The sequence below is a fragment of the Xenophilus azovorans DSM 13620 genome (genome assembly GCF_000745855.1).
Lineage (GTDB): Bacteria > Pseudomonadota > Gammaproteobacteria > Burkholderiales > Burkholderiaceae_C > Xenophilus > Xenophilus azovorans.
On the sequence record NZ_JQKD01000034.1, the window covers coordinates 1 to 19069 of the forward strand.

12 protein-coding genes are annotated in these 19069 nt (G+C 69.0%); 2 read left to right on the forward strand and 10 right to left on the reverse strand.

The genetic code is table 11. The features are described 5' to 3' along the window. Window positions 1–161: 161 nt before the first annotated feature. From cas2 to Q392_RS17740, 8 genes are all read right to left on the reverse strand, one after another. Window positions 162–452, reverse strand: coding sequence for a CRISPR-associated endonuclease Cas2 (cas2, locus tag Q392_RS17705; RefSeq protein WP_038210594.1), 291 nt, complete (start codon window positions 450–452; stop codon window positions 162–164). 9 nt (window positions 453–461) lie between these two features. Continuing rightward, window positions 462–1502, reverse strand: coding sequence for a type I-C CRISPR-associated endonuclease Cas1c (gene cas1c, locus Q392_RS17710; RefSeq protein WP_038210595.1), 1041 nt, complete (start codon window positions 1500–1502; stop codon window positions 462–464). After that, the gene (gene cas4 / locus Q392_RS17715) at window positions 1487–2146 is read right to left on the reverse strand and encodes a CRISPR-associated protein Cas4 (protein WP_038210596.1); all 660 of its coding nucleotides are present in this window, start codon (window positions 2144–2146) and stop codon (window positions 1487–1489) included. Before cas4 ends, cas1c begins: the two co-directional genes overlap by 16 nt. A gap of 25 nt (window positions 2147–2171) precedes the next feature. Further along, window positions 2172–3053 carry a type I-C CRISPR-associated protein Cas7/Csd2 gene (cas7c, locus tag Q392_RS17720; protein WP_038210598.1) on the reverse strand — a complete coding sequence of 294 codons (882 nt, stop codon included), beginning with the start codon at window positions 3051–3053 and terminating at the stop codon, window positions 2172–2174. Next, complete coding sequence (gene cas8c, locus Q392_RS17725) at window positions 3050–4867, reverse strand: type I-C CRISPR-associated protein Cas8c/Csd1 (protein WP_038210600.1); 1818 nt, start codon at window positions 4865–4867, stop codon at window positions 3050–3052. Before cas8c ends, cas7c begins: the two co-directional genes overlap by 4 nt. Beyond that, entirely contained in the window at window positions 4864–5538 is a 675-nt protein-coding gene (cas5c, locus tag Q392_RS17730) for a type I-C CRISPR-associated protein Cas5c (RefSeq protein ID WP_038210602.1), read from the reverse strand. Before cas5c ends, cas8c begins: the two co-directional genes overlap by 4 nt. A 46-nt stretch (window positions 5539–5584) precedes the next feature. Next, window positions 5585–7882, reverse strand: a complete 2298-nt coding sequence (locus Q392_RS17735; RefSeq protein WP_038210603.1) for a CRISPR-associated helicase/endonuclease Cas3 — start codon at window positions 7880–7882, stop codon at window positions 5585–5587. Window positions 7883–7963: 81 nt separating this feature from the next. Continuing rightward, window positions 7964–8398, reverse strand: a complete 435-nt coding sequence (locus tag Q392_RS17740) for an Lrp/AsnC family transcriptional regulator (RefSeq protein WP_038210605.1) — start codon at window positions 8396–8398, stop codon at window positions 7964–7966. Between the two features lie 130 nt (window positions 8399–8528). Here Q392_RS17740 and Q392_RS17745 point away from each other — a divergent pair, with 130 nt between their 5' ends. Together Q392_RS17745 and Q392_RS17750 are read left to right on the forward strand one after the other, a co-directional pair. After that, window positions 8529–9683 (forward strand): saccharopine dehydrogenase family protein, encoded by a 1155-nt coding sequence (locus tag Q392_RS17745; protein ID WP_051953657.1) that lies wholly within the window; start codon window positions 8529–8531, stop codon window positions 9681–9683. Continuing rightward, window positions 9680–11224, forward strand: coding sequence for an aldehyde dehydrogenase family protein (locus tag Q392_RS17750; RefSeq protein WP_038210607.1), 1545 nt, complete (start codon window positions 9680–9682; stop codon window positions 11222–11224). The genes Q392_RS17745 and Q392_RS17750 overlap by 4 nt, the downstream gene beginning before the upstream one ends. A 27-nt stretch (window positions 11225–11251) precedes the next feature. Here Q392_RS17750 and Q392_RS17755 read toward each other — a convergent pair whose 3' ends face one another. Continuing rightward, a complete protein-coding gene (locus Q392_RS17755) occupies window positions 11252–16816 on the reverse strand; it encodes a DNA repair ATPase (protein WP_051953660.1) in 5565 nt (1854 codons plus the stop codon). A 9-nt stretch (window positions 16817–16825) separates the two neighbouring features. Then, window positions 16826–18964, reverse strand: coding sequence for a flotillin family protein (locus tag Q392_RS17760; RefSeq protein WP_038210608.1), 2139 nt, complete (start codon window positions 18962–18964; stop codon window positions 16826–16828). Window positions 18965–19069 lie beyond the last annotated feature (105 nt).

The window sequence follows — 19069 nt, forward strand, 5'->3', positions numbered from 1 at the left end:
GAAAAAACCCAGCCTTCTCGCGAACCACGAGTACTTCTGTGCTTGAAGTACTGCTCTCCACGATAGGAGAATAAAAAAACCAGCAGCGACAACAGCTTACCGAGCCGCGAACCTTCACTGGGTTGCGGCGATCGCTCAGGGTTCGCAAGTGATTGTGGACTTCAGAAAACCAAAGGTGCGTTCAGATCGAGAACCGGCTTGGCCCCGATGTGCTCTACCTTGCTCTGCCACTGTCTGCCCAGGTAGTAGAAGCGCAAACTGTCCTGGGTGGTGTCGATGATCTGCACCAGCCGGTGCTTCAAGGCGACCCATTGCGCAGGGTCCACCTCGATCTCGAAGACGGAGAACTGTACCCGCTGTCCATAGTCCAGGCAGGCCCTGGCGATGCGTCGCAGCCGACGCGCGCCCGCCTTGTCCTGGGTGCTGACGTCATAGCTGACCAAGACCATCATGGGCGCACCTCATTTCCACAGGAAGGGCGGATAGGCGTCCAGGTCACCGCGCAGATGGCGGGCCAGCAGTTGCGCCTGAATGAAGGGAAACAGCCCGATGGCCGCCTTTTCCTCGACGAAGACATGACGCAGTTCCTCGCGCTTGCGCTCCTGGTAGGCCGTCAGCACGGTCTTGCGCGATGTCTCCGTCAGCAGCACGGCGCCGTTGTCCATGTATTGGAAATCCCGCTCACCGATCTGCTTGCGGTTGATCAGCGACAGCGCCAACCGGTCCGCCAGCAGCGGGCGAAACTCCTCGAGCAGGTCCAGTGCAAGGCTGGGCCGGCCGGGCCGGTCCCGATGCAAGAAGCCGACGGCCGGATCCAGGCCCACGCTCTCCAGGGCTGAGCGGCAGTCGTGCGTGACTAGCGTGTAGAGAAAGGACAGCAACGCATTGACCGCATCGCGCGGTGGCCTGCGGCTGCGGCCTTGAAAGCGCATGGCTGGGTTGTCGATACGGATCAAATGGTCGAACACGCCGAAATACGCCTGCGCGGCTTCGCCTTCGTAGCCACGCAGCAGATTCAGGTCCGTTTCCGGCATGAGCTTGTCGGCCAGCCGGTCCAGCCGTCGATGAGCGTGGGTCAGCGCGGCTTCGTCGTCGGGCCTGAGCTTGTCGCCGTGGTCGCGCAGAGCCCGACCCAGCACGGCGCGCTGGTTGTGCAGCTTGCCCAGCAGCACGTTGCGCACGATGGCCGCACAGCGCTGCGGATCGTCGGTGGCGCGGTACTGCTGGCGGCGCAGCAGCACGTTGCCGGAGACCGGCCCTTCCACGCGCGCCAGAAAGCGCCCGTTGGGCGTGAGAAAGCTCGTGCAGATGCCTTGCTCCGCGCAGTAGCCGAGCAAGGGCGGCGACACCAGCACGCGCCCGAAGCAGACCAGGCTTTCGAGCATGTGCACGGGCAGCCGGGCGCGCTCCTGCTGTTCCACTTCCATGACGATGTTGGCCCCATCCTTGCGCAGCCAGGCGCCTTCGGTGGTCACGTACAGGGTGTTCAGTTGTCTTCGCACGGCGCGCCTTTCGCTTCCGTTTCCTGACGCCATTGCGCCGCCAGCCAGTCGTTGACGCTGCGCGTGCGCCCCAGCAGCTTGGGTTGGCACAGATCCAGCAGAGAACACGCGTCGCAGCGCCGTCGGTCGTAGCGGGCCGTGGGTGTGACGCCGGCCGCCAGCATGGTTCGCACGGCGGCGATGGTGTTCAGCGTCAATTGCCGCAGCGGGGCATCGAACGGCACATCGGTGCGGCGGCGGGTCTGCCCGTAGTACAGCGCGCCGGCGGGGACGGTTTGCCCCAGCATGGATTCCAGGCACAGGGCCTGGGCGCAGAGTTGGACTTCGTCGGCCTGGTGGGCCTTGGGACGGCCGCGCTTGTACTCGACCGGGAAGGCGCGTTCCCCATCTGCCGTCTGGTGGAACTCCACCACGTCGGCGATGCCCGTGATGCCCAACTCAGGCGCAGCCAGCGGCATGGCCAGGACCGTGCGCACGCCCTTGCGGCGCTCGATCCTGGGTTTGTCGGCCTTCTCGTGCAGCACGCGGCCTTCGGCCGTGTGCCGGTTCTCCTCCCAAAGCTGCTCCACATGGATCAGCGCGCACTGCCGCGGACAGTACAGGTGGTGCTGCAGGGCAGAGAGGGGGATGGCGTCGTCATCCATCGCCAGGCCCCTCGCGCAGGTGGCTTCAGATCAGCTCGCGCACCGTCACGCCGGCCGGAATGGCCGCGCGGTCGATGCTCACCTCATAGTCCGCATAGGCACGCGGTGCTGCGGCCTCGTCGCCCCGCGCGGGCTGCACCTTGACGGCGTCGAACAGCACGTGCGCGGGTGCGTTGCCCATTGCGCTTTCGTGCTCGAACACGATGAGCTTGCGCGCGGCCATCTCGCCGCGGGCGGCGGAGCGATCGTGCTCGAACATGTTGATGAGCGCGCGCCAGAACAGATCGAGATCCTCGTTCGAGAAGCCCGTGCGCTCGGCCAGCTTGGCCGAGATGAAGCCATGAGCGCGGTACAGGCCATAGGGAATGATGTGCTTTCGGCCCATGGTGCGGTTGTCGCCGCTCTGGGCTTCAGCTTCCTTCTCGGTGGTCACGGCCATGCGGGTGATAGAAATCTCCAGCGGCACCACCGGGTCGATGGAGGTGGCGAAAGCCATCTGGATCGGCCCGCGCACCTGGCCCGCGTTCACGCCCGTGGTCATCACGGCGCCGAAGCTGCGGATGTCGAAGAAGTTGGCGCACATCCAGGCCGTGATCTCGCGCGCCTTGTCCTTGTCCCTGGGCAGCTTCTTGTCCTCGGGCTTGACGTCGATGGCGTCATAAGCCTTGCGGTGCTGGTTGTTCAGGATCTCCTTTTCCTGCATGTAGATCGCGTAGCCTGCGGCACCCTCCTTGTCCAGGCTCACGAAGTTGCGGACCTTGCGCTTGAGGCACACGTCCGTGACGAGCCCTCGATTGGTCTCTGGGTCCAGGCGCGGTAGGTTGCCCGCGTCGGGGTCGCCGTTGGGGTTGCCGTTGGTGATGTCGAACAAGTAGACGAATTCGTAGCGATGGGCGATGGCGGTCATGCGGAGGCTCCCTCGGTGGTGGAATCGGTGTCGGCATCGCTGCCGTCTGCGGCCTTGCGGAAGCGGCTTTGCGACTGGTGGTAGTAGCCGATCGCGAACTGGCCCTGGGCCTCGATACGCAGACTGCGGGGAAAGTGCTCGGGCAGGCCATCCACAATTTCCGCGATGTCCTTTTCCAGGTTGAAGGCGAAGCCGGGCTTGTCCTTGCGCAGCTTGCCCAGGTGGTTCTGGGTATTGCGCAGCAGCACCGGGAACACCGACGCCGGCGTGGCCGAGGCCGCGCCGTAGTAGCGGTCGCGGATGGTGGCGTTGACCTGCCCGCCCAACGCTGCGCGCTGCACGGACTCCAGCACGGCGAACAGACGACCCAGCCGGTAGCCGGGGCTCGTGGATTCCTTGTCAAGACTCACAGGTACCTCCTCGTTGGAATTGCAGTTGAATCGCCGTTGGCGTGCCAGAAAGGCTTTGCAGATGGCAACGCGAACACCCGACAAATCACCGTCGGTGCGCATGCGCATCAGGACATTGGCCAGCAGGCTGCCGGGATAGCGCGTGCCACTCAGAACGGCGCGCATCAGATCGCCGGCCAGTTGAGGTGGTACATCCTCTGCCTTGGCTCGTCCGTCACGTGAAGGTGCCGTGGCCAGCACCAGACGCCATAGCGCAGGCATTCCGCTCCAGGGGGCCGGCTCCAGATGCATGTCATGCGCATGCCAAGCCACGTTCCGGGCGAGGGCACCCAAGGTGTCGACATACCAAAAGCGGATCGAAATGCGTGATGCGTTCGGCGCCAGCCCCAGGACGTAGATCCGTGTCGATGCGCTCAAGCGCGGATCGATCTCATGTAAAGGCTTGCCTTGAACCAGTTTGGCCAAAGCCAGGCCCATGGCGTTGTTCTCCTGGGCATCGGTGGGGCGATCGTCCCAGTTCCATGTGTTGGCCAGAAACTCTTCCGCAGCTTCGGCTTCATCATCGGCTTCCGCCTCGGCCCAGAACACCACGCTGGCATCGCCGATCTGGATACGCTGGCGGTTGTGCTCGCTGCGGCGCAGCAGGTGGTTGAGCACGGTGGTGTAGGCAAACGCGGCCTGCTCGGAAATCGGGGCGTTCTCGCCCTGGCTCTTGCCATAGGACGCGAACGACTCCAGGTTGAACGACACGATGGAGGCGCCCGAACTCTGCGCGCCGTTCACGCCCTTGATGGGGGGATGCAAGCGTGCCATCGGCAGGCGCTCGCCGGTCACCAGGCAGGGCGCCGCCAGCACAGCAGCCTCGCCATCCTCGCCTGCGAGCAGCCGGGCGCGAATCGCCTGCGCGGCCGGGCGCTCGTGCAGGTACGTCTTTTCTCCGTCCAGGCGGAACACCATGTTGGCGTCCCGCATCTCCTCGGTGAAATGCGATTGCGGCTCCGAGAAACGCTCTGGAGTCCAAGCCGCAAGAAAGGCCAGCAATGCCTTCAGGCCCGGATCGTCGGTGCCGGCCAGGCTTTCCCGGTGCAGTGTCTTGAAGGCCTCGTGCTCCTTGTCGGCACGCTTGCTGGTGGTGCTGACGCCCAGCACATAGCTGGTCTTGTCCCAGAGAAAGTTCGACTTGATGCCGACCGTGCGTTTCTCGGGCTGAGGCACGTTCATCAGGCGAGGCAGGGGCTTCCTGCCCGAGGTGTCGCGGATGTCGTTCACGTCCACCACGCGGCCGTCGGGCGCGAGCAGGATCTCGTAGCCGATCTTCTCGGGGCTGTAGCCGAAAGGGGCCAGCCCTTCCTCGCCGCGCGTCAGCAGCCGCTGGTAGTAGCCGTTCAGGGCCTGGAGGATCATGCCCGCACCTCCTCGCTGTGCCAGGGCGGCACGTCGATCACGCCGTCCACCATCTGCGCGCGGAAGAAGCGCGGCGTCATGTTCCGCTCGAAGTCGATGTCGTGCAGCATCCAGCCCAGGTCGCGCTCGCCGCGCAGGCTGTCGTGCGCGCCGGGCAGCGGGGCACCCTCTTCCAGCAGCGAGAAGTCTGCCGGGAACTCCCGAACGCCCATGCACGGCATCTGGAAGCACTGGCCCTTGCGCGCGCGGCGATTGAAGATGTCCAGGTGCTTGCCCACGGAATCGTCGGCGCCAGCCTGCGCCGTGAGGTCGAAGTGCGCCTCGATCACATAGGCCACGTCGCGCAGGATGGTGGCTGCGCGCTGCTGGCGGTCCTCATCGACGTAGTTCGCCAGGCCCGCGGTGGACTTCGCCTTGATGGCCTTGGCCACGCTGGCCGGCGAGATCTTGCCGCCAACCTCGTTGCGGCGGATGGACTCGAAGCGGATGGGATTCAGTACATGGATGCGGTCGATGCGCCATGCGATCGCCGGCTTCCAGTGGATCGCGCTGAGGATGCCGCGTGCAGCGGAGGGGGTGATGACGTCATAGGAGACGCGCTCGACCTTCATCTCCGGCCTCGTAAAACAGGCGCGCTCACCACTGAGCTTGAGTCTCACTCCATACCCCATGGGTCTTCCCTCCGGCAGGCTGTCTCAGATGTTCGTTTACAAAATATTACCAGCTCAAGAGATCCGGGCGGATGAGCGTTGGGTTATCCCAACTCAGGCCGAAATGCGGGTCGTACAAACCCTCGTGCGCCAGCACCATGAACTGATCGCCCCATTTCTCTGGCGTCACCGAAATTACGGCCCCCGCCTTGTAGAGGGCATCGAAGCCCTGACGTGGCAACTGCACCAGATAGGGCTGAAGCTTGCGTGCCAGACCTGCACAACCTTGGGCATACGTCAGGGCATCGATGACCTTTTTCGCGTCATCGTCATACGGCACGATGACTGGCATCTGCACGCTGTCGATCATGCGGAACTTGGCGGCCAGAGTTTCCATGGGCAGGCTGTCGGGGCGGCTGTCCCTGAGCTGACCCATGAGGTTGGGCTCGTCGAGCCGCTCGCTGCCCTTTTGCCAGTACAGCAGCGAGAAGTAGCGTTCAATGGCCTCGGGCAAGAGCGGATCGTCTTCGCATTGGCGCAAGACTTCGCGGGCAGCCTGGGCATATTGTTTGAGTTCAGGAGGCGGTGCCCAGTCCTCGTTCTCCGTTGCGAACACCAGAACGTCGCTGGCGTTGAGGGCACGCCTTCCCTCGCGATTGCAGCGGCCGGCGGCCTGGGCAATCGAGTCCAAGCCTGCTTCGGCGCGCAGCACCGTGGGGAAATCGACGTCGACGCCAGCCTCAATGAGGCTGGTGCTCACCAGCCGGCAGGGTAGTCCCTCCTTGAGCATCTGCCGCACCTCGGCCAGCACCTTGCTGCGATGCTTGGCGCACATCAGCGTAGTCAGATGTCGGGCGCCCGGCAGATCGGCCATGGCCTGATAAACGGCGCGCGCGTGGCGGCGGTTGTTGACGATGCACAGCACCTGTTCGCGCGAGCGCATGTGCTCGGCCAGTGCTTCGTCGCTCAGGGTGCCGATATGCCGCACGCGTACCCGTTCCAGTTGCCTGAACAACTGCGTCGGCTCGTGCGTCAGCTCGCGTACGTCCGTCAAGCCGCCCTCGAACGCCGGCGCCTCCAGTGCCGGCTGCGTGGCCGTGCACAGCACCACGCTGCTGCGGTAGTTGCGTGCGAGTTCGTCGATCGCCGCCACGCAGGGGCGCAGCAGCTTCAGCGGCATGGTCTGTGCCTCGTCGAGCACGACCACGCTGCCCGCGATGTTGTGCAGCTTGCGGCACTGCGAGGGCTTGGCCGCGAACAGGCTTTCGAAGAACTGCACGGCGGTGGTGACGACGATGGGCGCGTCCCAGTTCTCCATGGCCAGCTTCAGCTTCTCCAGGGACTGGTAGCGCTCGGGGTCGTCGCGCGGCGGGTCGGCCTGCACGAAGGCGCTGTGGTGTTCGAGCACGGCCGCCTCGCCCAGCGGCCCCAGGGCCTGGCGGAACACCGCGGCGTTCTGCTCGACGATGCTGGTGAACGGGATCACGAAGATCACGCGCCGCAGCCCGTGCGCGATGGCGTGGTCCAGCGCGAAGGCCAGCGAGGCGAGGGTCTTGCCGCCGCCGGTCGGTACGGTCAGCGAGAACAGGCCGGGATCGCGTGCGGCCTGCTGGCGGACGTGGCGCAGGATGTCGCTGCGCAATCGGTTGACCTCGCTGTCGGCCTTGAATTGGCCGAGATGGCTGTCGAGCTGGCTGCGTAGCGCCTCCAGCGGCGGCGCGGGTGGGCCCGAGTTGCGGTGATCGGGCTCATTCTCCGCTTGGCGGTAGAAGCGCTCGGTATCGATGAAGTCCGCATCGACCAGGCACGAGAACAGCATGCGCGTGAGAAATGCCAGTTGGAAGGGCTGGCGATCCTTGGCTTGCTGGCGAGTCTCGCCATAGAACTTGAAGCCCGATGGCAGGCCGAGTTTGTCGGGCAGGGCGATGTCCCGCTCCCAGACGGGATCGAGCACGGGCAGGTCCGCGCTGCGAAGGCGATCCGCCAGTGCGGTGCGTTCGCCTTCGCCCTGGCCGTTGGCCAGTCCGGCATGGTGTCCTGCGATGCCATAGGCCAGCAGCTGTCCGGCCAACCCGAAGCGCTGCTGCGCGATGATGCGTGCGCCATGGGTCGAATGATCGACGCGCAAGGGGCTGCCGCGCAGCCGTTCCTGGAAGGGCAGGGTGTACTTGCCCAGGTCGTGAAGCCAGCCCTGCACGGTAGCCAGCATCTGGGCATCGAAGACGCTGGCGAATGCGCCGGCAGCCGCGCCGACGTTCAGGAGGTGCGCCGGCAAGGGTTGCCAGAACCGCTCGTCCTCGCCTGGCAGTGAGTGCGCGAAGTACGTGGTTGCCGATGTGCCGCGGCTGCAGCCTTTTTCGTCCATGGCTTTGTTCTCCCTCGTGTCATGGATGCTAGGCGGGGGGTGAATCGCAGCTGCTGGGGGAAAACCAGCGGCCCCGCGCCTTCACGCCTGCCGCCGGTCCAGCTTGCGGCTGAGCACGATCGAGGTCTGCGTGTGGTCCACGCCCTCGGTCTGGCCGATGCGGTCGAGCAGGGCGTCCAGCTGCTCGTGCGTCTCGCAGCGCAGGAAGGCCAGGACGTCGAACTGGCCGCTGACGGTGAAGACTTCCTCCACCTCGGGCAGCCGCTCCAGCGCGCGCAGCACCGCCGCGTTGCTGCGCGGCTGCACGCTCAGCGCGCACCAGGCGCGCACCGCGCCCTGTTCCAGCCGCCGGCCCAGGCGCACGCCGTAGCCGGCCACCACGCCTTGCCGCTCCAGCCGCGCGATGCGCGCCACCACGGTGGTGCGCGCCAGGCCGAGCCGGCGCGCCAGCTCGGCCGTGGGCGCGCGCGCATTGGCCTGCAGCAGGGCGAGCAGGCGGCGGTCGGTGTCGTCCATGACGACGGAATGTAGGAGCCGGTCGCCGTTTCGACAAACACGAAGGCGTTCTTCGACGGATCGGGGGCTGCGGATCGTCGGCACTCCGGCCTAGCATCGAGGCACCTGCCGCTGCTTCGAGGAGCCTGTCATGACCGCCTCCACCGCCTCTCGATCCGCCGCCGTGCCGGTCGCCGTGCTCGGCGCCGGCCGCATGGGCCTGGCCATCGCGCGGATGCTGCGCCATGCCGGCGGCTACACGCTGCGCGTGGCCGACCGCGACCCGGCGCGGCTGGCGCTGGCCGCGGCGCTGGGCTGCGAGACGCTGGCGCTGGACGGCCACGACGCCGCCGCGCTGGCGCGCGCGGTGCGCGGCTGCCACGCCGCGCTCAACGCGCTGCCCTTCCACTGCGCGGTAGACGCGGCCACCGCCTGCCGGCAGGCCGGCGTGCACTACTTCGACCTGACCGAGGACGTGCCGAGCACCCGCGCCATCCAGGCGCTGGCCGAGGGCGCGCGCACGGTGCTGATGCCGCAGTGCGGGCTGGCGCCGGGCTTCGTCGGCGTGCTGGGCCATGCGCTGGCGGCGCGCTTCGACCAGCCTGCCGCGCTGCACCTGCGCGTGGGCGCGCTGCCGCGCCGGCCCGACAACGCGCTGCGCTACAAGCTCACCTGGAGCACCGAGGGGCTGATCAACGAGTACTGCAACCCCTGCGAGGCCATCGCCGGCGGCCGGCGCGTCGAGTTGCCGGCGCTCGAAGGACTGGAGCGGCTGGTGCTGGACGGCGTGGCCTACGAGGCCTTCAACACCTCCGGCGGGCTCGGCACGCTGACGCACACGCTGCCGGCCTCGGTACGGCGAGCCGACTACAAGTCGATCCGCTACCCGGGGCACGGCGCCATCATGAAGCTGCTGCTGAACGACCTGCGCCTGCGCGAGCGGCGCGACCTGCTGCGCGAGATCTTCGAGTCGGCCCTGGGCACCACGCTGGACGACGTGGTGCTGATCGCGGCGCGCGCCAGCGGCCTGCGCGGCGGCCGGCCGGCGCGCGAACGCTTCTCGGTGCGCATCCTGGGCGCCGAACTCGACGGACACGCGCTGTCGGCCATCCAGCGCTGCACGGCCGCCGGCATCTGCGCGGCGCTCGACCTGGTGGTGCAGGGCGTGCTGCCGCAGGCCGGTTTCGTCGGCCCGCAGCAGGTGCCGCTGGCGGCGCTGCTGGCCAACCGCTTCGGTGCCGTCTACGCCGAACGTGCGCCGCAGGCGCCCGGTGCCGGCCGTGCCGAGAAGGAGTTCGCACCATGACCGCTGCCCCTCATCCCGAATTGCAGGCCCTGTTCGATGCGCTGGGCCTGACGCTGCCGGCTGCGGCCGCCGATGCGGCGACGGCCTGGTCCGTGCGTTCGCCGGTCGATGGCGCCCTGCTGGCCTGGCTGCCGCGCACCGGCGAGCGGGCGCAGCAGGCCTCGGCCGAAGCCGCCGCGGCTGCCCAGTCGCGCTGGGCGGCTCTGCCGGCGCCCGCGCGCGGCCAGGCGGTGCGCGCCTTCGGAGAGCAACTGCGCCGGCACCGCGACACGCTGGGCCGGCTGGTGACGCTGGAGACCGGCAAGATCACCGCCGAGGGCCGCGGCGAGGTGCAGGAGATGATCGACATCTGCGACTTTGCGCTGGGCCTGTCGCGCCAGTTGCATGGCCGCGTCATCGCTTCCGAGCGCGCCGAGCACAAGATGCTGGAGACTTGGCACCCCTTCGGCGTCTGCGGCGTGATCTCGGCCTTCAACTTCCCGGCGGCGGTGTGGTCCTGGAATGCGGCGCTGGCGCTGGTGTGCGGCAATGCCGTGGTGTGGAAGCCCTCCGAGAAGGCGCCGCTGTCGGCGCTGGCGGCGCACGGGCTGCTGCTGCGCGCACTGGGCGAGGCCGTGCCGGGGCATGAGGCGGTCGCGCAGCTCTGGCTGGGCGGGCGCGAGGCCGGCGAGGCGCTGGTGGCGCACCCGGCGGTGCGGCTGGTCAGCGCCACCGGCTCCACCGGCATGGGGCGTGCGGTGGGCGTCGCCTGTGCGCAGCACTTCAAGCGCAGCATCCTCGAGCTGGGCGGCAACAACGCCGCCATCGTGCGCCCCAGCGCCGACCTGGCACTGGCTGCGCGCGCCATCGTGTTCGCCGCCGCTGGCACCGCCGGCCAGCGCTGCACCACGCTGCGGCGCGCCTTCGTGCATCCCGACGTGTACGAGCCGCTGCGCGAGCGGCTGCAGCGCGCCTACACCTCGCTGCGCGTCGGCCATCCGGCGGCCGGGGGCACGCTGGTCGGCCCGCTGATCGACGGCGCCGCCTTCGAGGCCATGCAGCGCACGCTGGCCGAGTGCCGCGATGTGCACGGCAACCGCGTGTGGGGCGGCGAGCGCGTCGCTGTGCCCGGCTGCGAGGGCGGCTTCTACGTCCGCCCCGCGCTGGTGGAGACCGAGGTGCAGCATGCCGCCATGCTGCGCGAGACCTTCGCGCCCATCCTGTACCTGCAGCGCGTCGCCGCCCTGGAGGAGGCGATCGCGCTGAACAACGCCGCCGCGCACGGCCTGTCCTCGTGCATCTTCACCGAGTCGCTGCGCGAGGCCGAGCAGTTCATGTCGCAGGCCGGCAGCGACTGCGGCATCGCCAACGTCAACATCGGCACCAGCGGTGCCGAGATCGGCGGCGCCTTCGGCGGCGAGAAGGACACCGGCGGCGGCCGCGAGTCGGGCTCCGACGCCTGGAAGGGCTACATGCGCCGCGCCACCAACACCATCAACTACGGCCGCGCGCTGCCGCTGGCGCAGGGGGTGCGCTTCGAGGTGGACGGCGCCGGCGGGTAGCCGTTCCGGAAGGCGGCGCGGCCGGGGCTACTTCTTCTTGCGGCCCGCCGCGGGTGCCGCCGCCGGCGTCTCGCCCAGTGCATCCATGCGCGCCTCCACCTGGGCGATCTCCGGATGGGTGCTGTCCATGCCCAGCCGCGCTTCCACGGCGCGCACCAGCGGCATGATGAGCTGCCGGTAGGTGACCGAGAGCGAGAGCAGCGCGTCGACCATCCGCTGGTCCTGCGCGGAGCTGCTGTGGGTGTTCAGCGCCTGCGTGCTCTCGCGCAGGGCGTGCAGCGCGGCCGCGCTGGCGTCCAGGCTGGCGCGCAACTGCTGCTGCGCGCTGGTGTCGCCGGCCTGCAGTTGCCGTGCCAGCGTGCCCAGGTCGGCCAGGGGCTGTTCCAGGCGGGCGAGCAGGGCACGCTGCTCGGGGCCCGCAGCGGCCAGTTGCTCGGCGATGCGTGACAGCGGCGCCAGCGTGTCCACGCTGCGCGCGATGTCCAGCAGGCCGCGCGTCACGCGCACGCTGGGGTCGTCCTCGGCGCCGCCCAGCTTGCGCTGGCGCTGGTAGTCGCCGGTGATCTGCTGCCAGCGCGCCTGTTCCTCCGGCGTGGCCAGGCCGATCAGGTGGGCCAGTTGCAGCAGGTTCTCCTCGGCGCCGGTGGTCAGGGTCTGCGCCTCGCCGCGGTAGTGGTCGCGCAGCAGGGCGTCGATCTCGTCGTCGCGCATCAGCGACGTGACCTGCGGCGCCAGCCGAGCCATGTTCCGGTAGCTGCCCTGCAGGCGGAAGGGCGGCTTCTCGCGGTAGCGGTCGTCCTGCGCGGCCGACTCGATGTAGGCCAGGTTCACCTTCAGCAGCACGTCGCGCACCTTGAACAGGCGCTGCAGCAGGCCCTTGAGTTCGTCCAGTTCGACGGCGCTGTACGGGTGCGCGAAGCGGGTGGCGTCGATCGCCTCGCCCTGCGCCAGGCGCACGAGCAGGTGCACGTCGCCGGGCTCGCGCGCGGCCAGCGGCTGCGTCACCGGGTGCGAAGTCAGGCTGTTCTCGATGTACGAGAGCGCGAACACCGCCTCGCGGCCCGAGAGCACGTCGCCCAGGTTGTAGATGTCGGCGCGGTTGGCCAGCATGTCGGGGATGCGGAACACGTCGCCCGACTCGGTGTACGGGTTGCCCGACATGACGATGGCGAAGCGCTTGCCGCGCATGTCCCAGGTGCGCGGCTGGCCCTGCCACACGCCCTCGATGCGGCGGGTGCCGTCGGCCAGCGCGATGAACTTCTGCAGGAACTCCGGGTGCGTGTGCTGGATGTCGTCCAGGTACAGCATCACGTTGCTGCCCATCGCCAGGCCGAGGTTGAGCTTCTCCAGCTCCTGCCGCGCGGCGCTGTTGGGCGCGGTGGCCGGGTCGATGCTGGTGACGCCGTGCCCCAGCGCCGGGCAGTTGATGCGCACGAAGACCAGGCCCAGCCGGTTGGCCACGTATTCCATCAGCGTGGTCTTGCCGTAGCCGGGCGGCGAGATGAGCAGCAGCATGCCCATGCGGTCGGTGCGCGCGCTGTCGCCGGCCGCGCCGAGCTGCTTGGCCAGGTTGTCGCCGATCAGCGGCAGGTACACCTCGTCGATCAGCCGGTTGCGCACGAAGGTGGCCAGCGGCCTGGCCTGGAACTGCTCCAGGTGCAGGCGCCGCTTTTCCTCCTCCAGCAAGGCGTGCCGCAGCGCCTGCAACTGGACGAAGCCGCGGACCGCGTGGCGGCGGTGGTGGCGCACGCGGCGGCGGAAGTCGTTCAGGTTGAAGGGCAGGGATGCCTCGCGGATGCGCGGGTGTTCGCTGCGCAGGCCGGTCACGGTGGCGTCGAGCGCGGCGTTGATGCGGCGGCGCGCGCCCTGGAACGTCATGGCCGTGGCGGCGTCGTCGATCCAGGCCAGCGCCGTCGCAGCGCCGTCGCCGGCTGCCTGCGACTCGGCGAGGGCCCGCAGCCAGCCGCGTGCCATGCGCCACCGCTCCAGCGGCTCGGCCGCCTGCAGGTCGCGCTGGAGCGCGCCGGCCAGGCCGCCGCGGTCCAGCGCGCGCTGCAAGGCCTGCGCCAGGTCTTCGCCGGCGCTGCTGATCACCCAGTGCGGCGTGGCGGTGGCGAGATCGGCGGCGGCATCGGCCTGCGCCAGCTCGCGCACCAGGTAGGCCGCGGCCTCTTCGGCCAGAGTCTGCAGCAGCGCGTCGTGCGCCGGGTCCTCCTGGTCGTCCGCGGCCGGCGCAATGCCCAGGGCCTGCGCCAGCTCGGGCAGCCATTCCTGCCGCAGTACCCGCTGGGCATCGAGGAAGTGGCGCAGGCTCTGCGCCGTCTCGCGCTCCAGGGTGTCGCGCGGCGCCGTCCGGCCGAACAGTTGCGTGATGTGCTGCGCGCTGCGGGCGCGGCGCGCCAGCGACTGCCGGCTTTCCTCGCGCAGCTCGAGGTGCCAGAACAGCTTGGCCAGCGCGCGTTCGGCGCAGCCGTACAGCAGGAGGCCGGCGGCGTCCTGGATGGGCGCGAGCACGCGCACGATGGCGAGCGCGTCGTCGTCGTGGATGCCGCGCTGGTAGCCCTCCTGGTAGCGGCTGGCCGCGAAGCGGCGCAGCGAGTCGAGCAGGGCGGCCGGCGGCGGCGCGTCGGTGGCGGCGGCGTTCCTGGCGTGTTCGGCCAACTGGACCAGCAGCTCGGGCCAGCCGGGCTCGGCCTCGCCGCGCTGCAGCGCGTCCAGCCATTCGGCGGCGAGGTATTCGGCCCGCGCGAGCTGCGGCGTCTCCGACACCAGGGCCTGCGGCCAGAAGGGGCGCAGCGCCTCCAGCCGTGCATCGATGGCGGGCGCGAGGTAGTCGGTGCCCGTGATCTGCCAGGCCAGGCCGTCGCCGTGGCCCACCAGCGTGAGGTCCAGCGGCTGCCTGTTGACGGTGAAGGTGTGGGCGCCCAGCCTGATGCCGCCTTCGGCGCCCGAGGCCAGTTCGCGCTGGTCGCGCACCGCGCGCACGGCCTGGTCGCGCGCCGTCTTCAGCCGGGTGTCGATGTCGTCGGCGGCCACCGCCGCGCCGAGCCTGCGCAGTTCGGCCACCTGCTCGCGCAGCTTGGCCAGCATCGGGTCGGATGCGAAGTAGCTGTGCACCTGCGCCAGCTCGCCGAAGCCCGCCACGCGGCGCGGCACGCCGTCGAGGATGCGGCCCGCCGCATCGGCCAGTGCCTTGGCGCGGCGCTGCTGCCCCTCGACCAGGCCCTGGCGCCGGGCCGACAAGGCCTCGTACACGGTCTCGCGCTGCGTGGCGATGTCGGCGAGGAATTCTTCCTGCTCGGCGAAGCGGCCCTCGATGTCTTCCAACTGGGCCAGCAGCCGCGTGAGCGCCTCGTCGCACTTCTGCGGCGTGTCCGACAGCTCCAGCGCGTTCTCCACCGCCTGGCCGAAGAGCTTGAACTGGGCGCCGAACTCGGCGCGCTGCTCGGCCGCACCCAGGCTGCGCCGGCGCGCGCGTGCATCGGCGCGCAGGCGGTTGATGTCGGCGTACAGCAGCGCGATGCGGTCGAGGATCGCGGTGCGCTGCACCGCATCGCCGCCGGGCAGGTTGCCCAGTTGCTCGCTCAGCAGGTCCAGTCCGGCCGCCTCGGCGTCGAGCGCGTCCAGTTGTTCCGAGAGCTGCGTGGCCGTCGCCGCCTGCGGCAGCGCGGCGGCCACGGCGGCCAGCGCCTTCTGCTGCCCGTCGAAAGCCTTCTCGTCCGCGAGGAACTGCATGGCCCGCTCGCCCACGCGCTGCTGCTCGGCGGCCAGTTGCCCGGCCATGGCCTCGATGCGCGGCACGTCGGCATAGCGCAGCTCGCGCAGCAGATGCAGTTCGCCCTGGCGCTGGCGCAGGCGGTCCAGCGCACGCACGAAGTCCTGCGGGCCGCGCCACATCTGGCTGGCGATGTCGGTCATCAGCTCGCGTTGCTGGCCCTCGGCCTTAAGCAGGGCGCGCGCCGTGTCCTGGCGGATGCTCTCCACCTTCTCGAACTCGCCCAGCGTGGCCTGTGCGGCCTGCTCGATGGCCTGCAGGTCGGCCGCGGCGCCCTGCGCCTCGTGGGCGTCGAGCCAGAAGTAGGCGTCGCGCGCGCGCTGGCACTGGCGGATCAGGTCCTCGTAGGCGGTGCGCGTGGGGGCCTGCTCGCGCACGGCGCGCGCGATGCCCAGCAGGTCCGAGATGCCGCGCACCAGGTCGGCATTGCCCACGCGCGCGAAGAAGCCCGTGCCCGCCGGCTGGCGGCTGGCGTATTCCTCGGTGGCGAAGGGGGTGCGCCACAACTGCATGAGGTGCACGCGCGTGGCCTCGCCGCGTGCGGCCTGGAAGACCAGCAGGCGGCCGTCGGGGAAGCGGCTGTAGCCGTCGGCCAGGATGGGCGTGGCCAGCGACTTCTCGATCAGGTTGTAGGTGAAGAAGGCGTAGCAGCCGGCATCGAGCGTGGCCGGGCTGCCCTGCGGCGGCGGCACGGTGCCATAGAAGATGTAGGCCACGTCCTCGCCGTTGGGCGAGCGCAGCATGCGCGTGAAGCGCAACTGCTCGGTCAGCTCGGGCGGCAGGTCGAAGCGCTTGTGCTCGCCCGACTGCAGGTAATAGCCGCCGGGGAAGATGATGCCGTGGTCTTCGGGCAACTGCATGCACGAGGCGCCGATGGCGTCGATGCGCAGCACCTGCTGCGTGCGCTGGTTGTAGACCAGGTAGCGCGCGGCCTGCTCGCGGTAGGGCCGCACCTGCAGCAGGATCAGCAGGCCGAGCCGGGCGTAGGCGATCTCGGCGTCGCCCAGCGCCTGGTTGGCGTCCTCGACGGGTTCCTCGTAGATGCCCAGGCCGGTCTCGGTGTTGTTCTCGACCTTGACGGTCAGCGAGCCGCCGGTGGTCTCCACGAAGATCGTGTCGAGCACGTTGATGTGCGGGTGCGCGCCGCCCACGTGGTGCTCGCGCGTGAGCGGGGTCCACGCGAAGTCGTGGCTGGGCGGCGGTGCCAGGTCGCGCTCGCCGCGGTTGTCCACGTACTGGAGCGTGCCGTCGTTGCCGCGCGCCCAGCGGAACACGCGGATGTCCTGCGCCTGCTGGCCGATCTGGAAGGCCGCCAGCAGGTAGTCGGGCGTGGGCCGCAGCAGCTGCAGCGTGGCCTGCTTGTAGTAGGTGTAGAGCTCGTTGAAGTCGGCGACGAAGCGCGGGTCGGCGAGGAAGCTGCCTTCCAGCGGCACCTGCACCAGTTCGTCGCTCTCGGGGTTGCCGGCGGCGTCGGCGTCGTGGTGCGCCAGCGCGTAGATCGCGAACACGTCCTCCACGCGCGTCTCGCGCTTGAGGCCCATGAACACGTTGTAGCCGAGCAGCAGGCGGTTGCCGCCGATGTAGACCAGGTCGCGCGCCACGCAGTTGTGCTCGGTGCGCGCGCGGGTGCGCAGCAGCAGTTGCTGCTCGCGCTGGCCGAACTGCGCGATGCGCTCGGCGTTGAGCGCCTGCGCCTTCGCCAGGAGCTGGTCGCCCTGCGCCTGCAGGCGCTTCTTGAGCAGTTCGTAGCTGCTGCTCTCGGCGACGCTGGCGTCGACGGCGGCGCGGTCGGCCGCTTCGTTGGGGGGGCTGGACATGCGGCGGCGTCAGCCGGGCTTCCTGAAGCTCTGCACCAGTTGCTGCAGCGCGTGCCTCTGGCTGTCCGTGCCTTCGCTCATCACCTTACCGATCAGGGCCGACACGCTGAGGTTCTGCAATTCACCCGCCGACTGCCCCGCTGCGCCGAGGATCTGCTTGACGTCTTCCACCACGTCGCGCTCGCCCGCCAGTTGCTCCTTGAACGCCACCTGCAGCGTATCGCTCTTGTTCACGGCCGCGTCGATGCCCTTGCCCACCGACAGCGCGCGCACGAAGCTGTCGAAGTAGTCTCCCTGGCCGCCCACGATGTCGATGCGGGCGTTCTTCAGCGCCACGCCCAGCACCTCCGCCTGCTCCCGGGCGATGGCCTGCTGCGCGTCGATCTGCTTGAGTGTCTCGAGGTGCGCGCGCTCCAGGCGCATGCGGTATTCCTCGTGCTCGCGCGTCTCGGGGCTCATGGCCTTCATGGCTTCGAACTTCTCCTTCAGGCCGCGCGCCTCGGCGCTGAACTTCACGTCGATGTTGTGCGCTTCGGCATCGCCCTGCTTGGCCAGCGCCTCGGCGTCCACGGTGCGCACCAGCGCATCGGCCTGGCCGATCTTTTCCTTGCCGGCGGCCTCGGCCTCCATGCGGGCGCGGATGCCCACGGCGTCGGCCTGCGCCTGCACCTCGGTCACCTGCGCCTCGGCGCGGCCCACCTTCTCCTTGCCGGTGGCCTCGGCTTCCATGCTGGCCAGCTTGGCGCTGGCCCCGGCCACCTGCACCTTGGCCTCGGCCAGGCCGGGCGCGGCCGTCAGGGCCTCGATGCCCTCGGCCTCGCGCTTCTTGGCCTCGGCCTCGCGCTCGGCCACCTTCAGGCGCGCATCGGCCAGCACCAGGTCTTCGGCCGCCTTGTGGCGCGCCTTGCGCTCCTGCGCCTCGGCCGCCTTCACCTCGAGGATCACCTTCTCCTCGGCAGCCGCCTCGGCGCCGATCACCACCGCCTTGCGCGTGCGGTCGGCCTCTGCCACCTCGCGCACTTCCTTGATCGCCTCTTCCTGCTCGGCCACCGTGCGCTCGACCACGATGCGCTCGCGGATGACGTCGGCGATCGCCTTCTTCTGCACCTCGACGGCCTTGTCCTTCTCGATCTGCTGCAGCGTCACTTCCTTCTCGCGCGCCACCACTTCCAGGTCCCGGGCGCGGGTCACGCGCTCCTGCTCGATCACGACCGCGCGCTTGCGGTTGTTCTCGGCCACCTCCTTCTCGCGCAGCACGTTCTCGTTCTGCACCGAGATCTGCTGCTCGGCCTGCAGCCGCGCCATCTCTGCGCGGGTGTGCTCCTCGGCCTGGATCTTGGAGGTCTCGGCCTCCTCGCGGGCCTTCACGCTGGCCACCTCGCGCGCCTGGCGCGCCGTGGCGTCGGCCTGCTGGCGCTCCAGCTCGAGCAGGGCCTCCTGCGTTTCCACGTTCTTCTTCTTGATCTGCATTTCCTCGTTGCGGCGCAGCTCGTTGGTGGTCACGTGCTCCACGGCGGTGAGCTGCGTGATCTTCTTGATGCCCTGCGCATCGAGGATGTTGTTGGCGTCCAGGCGCGCCAGCGGCGTCTGCTCCAGGTAGTCGATGGCCGAACTCTCGAGCACGTAGCCCGACAGGTCGTTGCCGATCTGGCTCATGATCTTGTCGCGGAAGGCGTCGCGCGCGTCGTACAGGTCGACGAAATCCATGGCCTTGCCCACCGTCTTGAGCGCTTCGGAGAACTTGGCCGAGAACAGGTCTTCCAGCGTGGACTGGTTGGAGGCCCGGTCGCAGCCGATGGACTGCGCCACGTGCAGCACGTCCTCGGCGGTCTGGTTCACACGCACGAAGAACTTCACCTTGATGTCGGCGCGGATGTTGTCGGCGCAGATCAGGCCCTGGTCGCCCGAGCGGTCGATCTCGATGGTCTTGATCGAGATGTCCATCAACTCGGCCTTGTTGATGATCGGCAACACCAGCCCGCCGGTGAAGGTGACCTTGGGGTCGCCGCGGAAGGGGTTGATGATCAGCGCGTGACCCTGCTCCACCTTGTGATAGAAGCGGGAGAACATCGCGAAGATGCCGAAGATCACGATCACCGCGATGGCGGCGAGGACCAGGAAGGTGATGATCGAGGGAGACAGGGACATGCTGAGGCTCGCTTGCAAGGAATTTTTAGGGCCGGCGGGCGGGATGAAGGGCAGGAGCGAGGCGCTCTCAGGGCGATCGTGCGGCGGATGGCGGCACGGGTCGGC

What these genes read in the sequence shown, in the direction of transcription:
- Q392_RS17755 (WP_051953660.1), bottom strand. Translation starts at nt 16,816, where the DNA reads ATGTCCAGCCCCCCCAACGAAGCGGCCGACCGCGCCGCCGTCGACGCC.
- cas4 (WP_038210596.1), bottom strand. Translation starts at nt 2,146, where the DNA reads ATGGATGACGACGCCATCCCCCTCTCTGCCCTGCAGCACCACCTGTAC.
- Q392_RS17740 (WP_038210605.1), bottom strand. Translation starts at nt 8,398, where the DNA reads ATGGACGACACCGACCGCCGCCTGCTCGCCCTGCTGCAGGCCAATGCG.
- cas5c (WP_038210602.1), bottom strand. Translation starts at nt 5,538, where the DNA reads ATGGGGTATGGAGTGAGACTCAAGCTCAGTGGTGAGCGCGCCTGTTTT.
- Q392_RS17745 (WP_051953657.1), top strand. Translation starts at nt 8,529, where the DNA reads ATGACCGCCTCCACCGCCTCTCGATCCGCCGCCGTGCCGGTCGCCGTG.
- cas7c (WP_038210598.1), bottom strand. Translation starts at nt 3,053, where the DNA reads ATGACCGCCATCGCCCATCGCTACGAATTCGTCTACTTGTTCGACATC.
- Q392_RS17760 (WP_038210608.1), bottom strand. Translation starts at nt 18,964, where the DNA reads ATGTCCCTGTCTCCCTCGATCATCACCTTCCTGGTCCTCGCCGCCATC.
- cas2 (WP_038210594.1), bottom strand. Translation starts at nt 452, where the DNA reads ATGATGGTCTTGGTCAGCTATGACGTCAGCACCCAGGACAAGGCGGGC.
- Q392_RS17750 (WP_038210607.1), top strand. Translation starts at nt 9,680, where the DNA reads ATGACCGCTGCCCCTCATCCCGAATTGCAGGCCCTGTTCGATGCGCTG.
- Q392_RS17735 (WP_038210603.1), bottom strand. Translation starts at nt 7,882, where the DNA reads ATGGACGAAAAAGGCTGCAGCCGCGGCACATCGGCAACCACGTACTTC.
- cas8c (WP_038210600.1), bottom strand. Translation starts at nt 4,867, where the DNA reads ATGATCCTCCAGGCCCTGAACGGCTACTACCAGCGGCTGCTGACGCGC.